Annotated in this window: 7 protein-coding genes; 3 read left to right on the top strand and 4 right to left on the bottom strand. The window is 70.0% G+C overall.

The features are described from left to right. Positions 1-187 precede the first annotated feature (187 nt). From H0X00_RS22110 to H0X00_RS22100, 3 genes are read left to right on the top strand one after another with little or no spacing between them, the layout of a single operon-like run. A complete protein-coding gene (locus tag H0X00_RS22110) occupies positions 188-448 on the top strand; it encodes a hypothetical protein (protein WP_293774909.1) in 261 nt (86 codons plus the stop codon). Beyond that, on the top strand, positions 448-750 hold the full coding sequence (locus tag H0X00_RS22105; RefSeq protein ID WP_293774906.1) for a type II toxin-antitoxin system PemK/MazF family toxin: 303 nt from the start codon (positions 448-450) through the stop codon (positions 748-750). The genes H0X00_RS22110 and H0X00_RS22105 overlap by 1 nt, the downstream gene beginning before the upstream one ends. A gap of 13 nt (positions 751-763) precedes the next feature. Then, the gene (locus H0X00_RS22100) at positions 764-2,137 is read left to right on the top strand and encodes an ABC1 kinase family protein (RefSeq protein ID WP_367186731.1); all 1,374 of its coding nucleotides are present in this window, start codon (positions 764-766) and stop codon (positions 2,135-2,137) included. Between the two features lie 93 nt (positions 2,138-2,230). Here H0X00_RS22100 and H0X00_RS22095 read toward each other — a convergent pair whose 3' ends face one another. The 4 genes from H0X00_RS22095 to H0X00_RS22080 all read right to left on the bottom strand — a co-directional run. After that, positions 2,231-2,422 carry a hypothetical protein gene (locus H0X00_RS22095; protein WP_293774901.1) on the bottom strand — a complete coding sequence of 64 codons (192 nt, stop codon included), beginning with the start codon at positions 2,420-2,422 and terminating at the stop codon, positions 2,231-2,233. 137 nt (positions 2,423-2,559) lie between these two features. Beyond that, the gene (locus H0X00_RS22090; protein WP_367186732.1) at positions 2,560-2,859 is read right to left on the bottom strand and encodes a WhiB family transcriptional regulator; all 300 of its coding nucleotides are present in this window, start codon (positions 2,857-2,859) and stop codon (positions 2,560-2,562) included. Positions 2,860-2,991: 132 nt separating this feature from the next. After that, positions 2,992-3,240, bottom strand: a complete 249-nt coding sequence (locus H0X00_RS22085) for a hypothetical protein (RefSeq protein WP_293774898.1) — start codon at positions 3,238-3,240, stop codon at positions 2,992-2,994. 151 nt (positions 3,241-3,391) lie between these two features. Beyond that, a partial coding sequence (locus H0X00_RS22080) for a 3'-5' exonuclease (protein WP_293774897.1) occupies positions 3,392-4,142 on the bottom strand: 751 nt, incomplete at its 5' end.

Here is a 4,142-nt window from a genome sequence, read left to right as displayed (position 1 = left end):
ACGCTGCGCTGCAGGCCTTGGCCTTCCTGGACACCGGCACCGCCACCACCCTCGACGGGACGCTGCACCTCCGGCTCCCTGGCGGGTCGATGCGCCGCCGCACCTGGCGTCGCCACCCCGCCTGCGGCTGCGCCTGGGCCGAGCCGAACGAGCACCAGCAGTGACCACCGCGCGGTATGGTTTTGGTATGCATCTGAGGCCGGACCCGAAGACGCAGGTGACGGTGCGCATCAGCGCCGAGGCCGTGGCGTTCATCGACGAGCTGGTCGCCTCCGGCGAGGTGGCCTCCCGCGCTGCGTTTCTGGACCAGGCCGCAGAGCGCCAGCGCCGGCACATCCTGGGCCTGCGCGATCTGGAGATCCTGGCCGCGATCGGCGATGACGACCCCGATGACCTGACCGGGCTCGCCCGGTGGAACCAGGCCCAGCCACGCGACGACCTCGGCTGATGCGCGCGATCCACCTCTGCCAGTTGGACAAGGTCCGACCCGCCGTCGTCCTGACCCGCGAAGTCGTCCTGCCCCGCATGCGACGGATCACCGTCGCCCCGATCACCAGTACCGCCCGGGGCCTGGCCACCGAGGTGCCGGTCGGTCCCGAGAACGGGCTGGACCAGGCGTCGGTGATCAACTGCGACGAGGTCTGGACGGTCCCGGCACAGGACCTCCTCCGCCCCGTGGGCTTTCTCCTCGCGCACCAGGAGACCAAGCTCGCGCGGGCCATCAACCTGGCCTTCGACCTCTATCCCTGATCCATCACGGACAATGGCCCATGTGAATGACGCGCCGAGGGGTCCGGCAGACATCCCGATCAGGGCTGTGACGCGTGGCGCGAAGCTCGCGGCGCTCCCGTTGGGGATGGCGGGGCGGGCGACCCTCGGCCTCGGCAAGCGGATCGGCGGCAAGCCCGCCGAGATGGTCACCGCGGAGATCCAGGCGCGCACCGCCGAGCAGATCTTCAAGACCCTGGGTGAGCTCAAGGGCGGGGCCATGAAGTTCGGCCAGGCTCTGTCGGTCTTCGAGGCCGCGCTGCCCGAGGCGGTGGTGGCGCCGTACCGGGCCGCCCTGGTCAAGCTGCAAGAGGCGGCCCCGCCGCTGCCGGCCCGCGTCGTGACCGAGGTGATGCAGAAGAACCTGGGACCGGCCTGGCGCGAGCTGTTCACCGAGTTCGACACCAAAGCGGTCGCCGCGGCCAGCATCGGGCAGGTGCACCGCGCGATGTGGTCCGACGGTCGCGACGTGGCAGTCAAGATCCAGTACCCCGGCGCCGGCGAGGCCCTGCTCGGCGACCTCAACCAGATCAGCCGCCTGGCCCGGCTCTTCGGATCACTCGTCCCGGGCTTGGACATCAAGGCGCTGATGGTCGAGCTCAAGGCGCGCGTCGCCGAGGAGCTCGACTACGCCCTCGAGGCCGACTCCCAGCGAGCCTTCGCCGCCGCCTTCGCCGGCGACCCGGACTTCTGCGTGCCGCAGGTCGTCCACCAGTCGGGCAACGTCATCGTGACCGAGTGGATCGACGGCACGCCGCTCTCGAAGGTCATCACCGACGGCGACCAGGAGACCCGCAACCGGGCCGGCGTGCTCTACCACCGCTTCCACATGTCCAGCCCGACCCGGGTCGGCAAGCTTCATGCCGACCCGCACCCCGGCAACTTCCGGATGCTGGCGGACGGGCGGCTCGGCGTCCTCGACTTCGGTGCGGTGAACCACCTGCCCGAAGGCATCCCGCCGGCAATCGGCGTCCTGCTCGGCCAGGCACTGCGCGGCGAGGCCCAGGCTGTCGTCGACGGGCTGCGGGCCGAGGGCTTCCTCAAGCCGAGCATCAACCTCGACGCGGACAAGGCCCTGGCCTACCTGCTGCCGTTCCTGGAACCGATCACCGCCGTGGACTTCCAGTTCTCCCGGGCCTGGCTGCGCGCCCAGGGTCAGCGGATCGGTGACCCGCGCTCGCCGAACTACTCCACCGGCCTGCAGTTCAACCTGCCCCCGCGCTACCTGCTGCTGCACCGGGTCTGGCTGGGCTCCATCGGCGTGCTCTGCCAGCTCGAGGCCGCCGGCCCGTGGCGGCAGGAACTGGCCGACTGGCTCCCCGGCGCCAAGTCCCTCCTCAACCTCCCGTTCGAGCCCCCCACCCCCTGAACACCCCCCGAACAGGGCGATGGCCCGTCACCTCGTCGCGGGCTGCGATCGGGTGACGGGCCATCTGTAGTGGCACCGCGAGTTGCTGCCGGACTAGACGCCGGCAACGCGGGCGCTCGCCAGTTCGGCGCGCCGCTGCGCGCGAACCGCGCGCCGCTGCAGCCTGGCCGCCCGGCGCATCTGCCGGGCGGAGGCGAGCAGACGCTGGTGTTCGGCTTCGCACAGCCTTACCCGCATGTGCTCACGGGCCAGATCTTCAGAACTGAACATGACCATGCTCTCCATTTCGTTGCTCCCCTTGTGGGGGAAAGTTCCTGCACCAGTGAGAACTGACGCCGCGTGAGGGTTACTCCTGCGGATCAGCGTGCTGCGGACTTTCAGACCAAACCAGAGGCCAGTTGCAGGCCACTTGCAGTCCTCTGTCAGGCAGCGATCGGGTTCTTACGCGGACGTCCACGCGGCCGCTTGCGCGGCACGACGACGCCCTGCACGAACAGTTCGCCTCCCCAGACTCCCCACGGCTCAGCGCGCTCCAGAGCCCCGGCGAGGCACGCCGTACGGATCGGGCAGTTCTGGCACAGCGACTTCGCGTACTCGACGTCGACCGGGGATTCGGCGAAGAACAGTTCCGCGTCGAAGGCGCGGCACGGGATCTTCGCGAGCAGGTCGTTCGACGGCGAGGCGAGGACTTCGGAAGGGCTCGGAGCAGTGATGCACAACATGTCGGTAGTCACCCCTTGTGAGGGAATCGCTCGGGCTGGTGGCTCGGAGATGGACGGTTGGGAGAAACGACTAAGGCCGCGGATCCCGGGTTTCGGGTTCCGCGGCCTTTGGAGTGCGCCGGTCTGGTGGTGCTAGACCGGTGGTCCTTGGGTGCGGATGCCCGAACGGGCGAAATCGTCCTTACGCGGGGCGGTGGCAACGGCGGCCGTCATGACGACGGAGTTCTGCTCGAGGCTGGGCGCGGACTTCGGCGCGATCGAGACACCGCCGAGAACGTGGCCACCGAGGACGTGAGCCCACGGACGCGCATAGCAACCCTGAGCCGGTACGCCGGCAACACCCAGCTGCGCCTTCACGACGCTGTTCTTGATGCTCTCCACGGGTGTCACCTCCATCCGGTCCTCGGGCAGCTGCGGCTGACCCGCAGCGCTGTTGATGTCGAGAGGTTAAGGTGCGCGTCCCGACGGGTGCAAGCGAATTATTCGGCGTGTTTTCGAACTTCTCGCAACAGTTCCTGCCGAGTGACGCTCATCAGGCCGTAGGACTTGCACCGGAGCAGATCGCCAGGACGTCCTCGCCGTACCGCTCCAGCTTGGCCGCGCCGATGCCGCCGATGCGCCCCAGCGCCCGCAGATCGCCCGGTTCGGACTCCGCGATCGCCTGCAAGGTGGCGTCGGTGAACACGCAGTAGGCAGGCAGCGAAGCCTCCCGGGACCGAGCCAGCCGCCAGGCCTTCAGGCGCTCCAGCAGGGCCTCGTCGTAGTCCGACGGGCAGTCGGTGCAGCGGCCGAGCTTGCGGGCCACCGCGTCCACCAGGGTCCGGTTGCAGACCCGGCAGGAGGTCACCGCCTTGCCCTTCTCGCGCTTGGGCCGGGCCGGGCGACGCGGGGCCGCGTCGGCGGCCACCAGGTCGTCCAGGAACCGGGAGGGCCGCCGGTTGCCCCGGCCGCCGGGGGTGCGCGCGGTGGCCCAGGACAGCGAGAGCCGGTCCCGGGCCCGGGTCAGGCCGACGTAGAGCAGCCGGCGCTCCTCCTCGACCTTCACCTCCGTGTCGGCGTAGCTGATCGGGAGCATCCCCTCGACGAGGCCGACCAGGAACACTACGTCCCACTCCAGGCCCTTGGCCGCGTGCAGGGAGGCCAGGGTGACCCCCTCCACCACCGGGACGTGGGCGTCCGCGGCGCGGGTGTCGAGCTCGGCCACCAGCGTCGCGAGCGTCGCCGCGGGGTCGGCGGCGGCCAACTCCTCGGCGACCCGCACCAAAGCGGCGAGGGACTCGGCG

Origin of the sequence: Sporichthya sp. (genome assembly GCF_013815995.1) — a bacterium.
Taxonomy (GTDB): Bacteria; Actinomycetota; Actinomycetes; order Sporichthyales; family Sporichthyaceae; genus Sporichthya.
The sequence above is the reverse complement of the archived record's forward strand: the minus strand, read 5'-3'. Positions and strand labels throughout refer to the sequence as shown.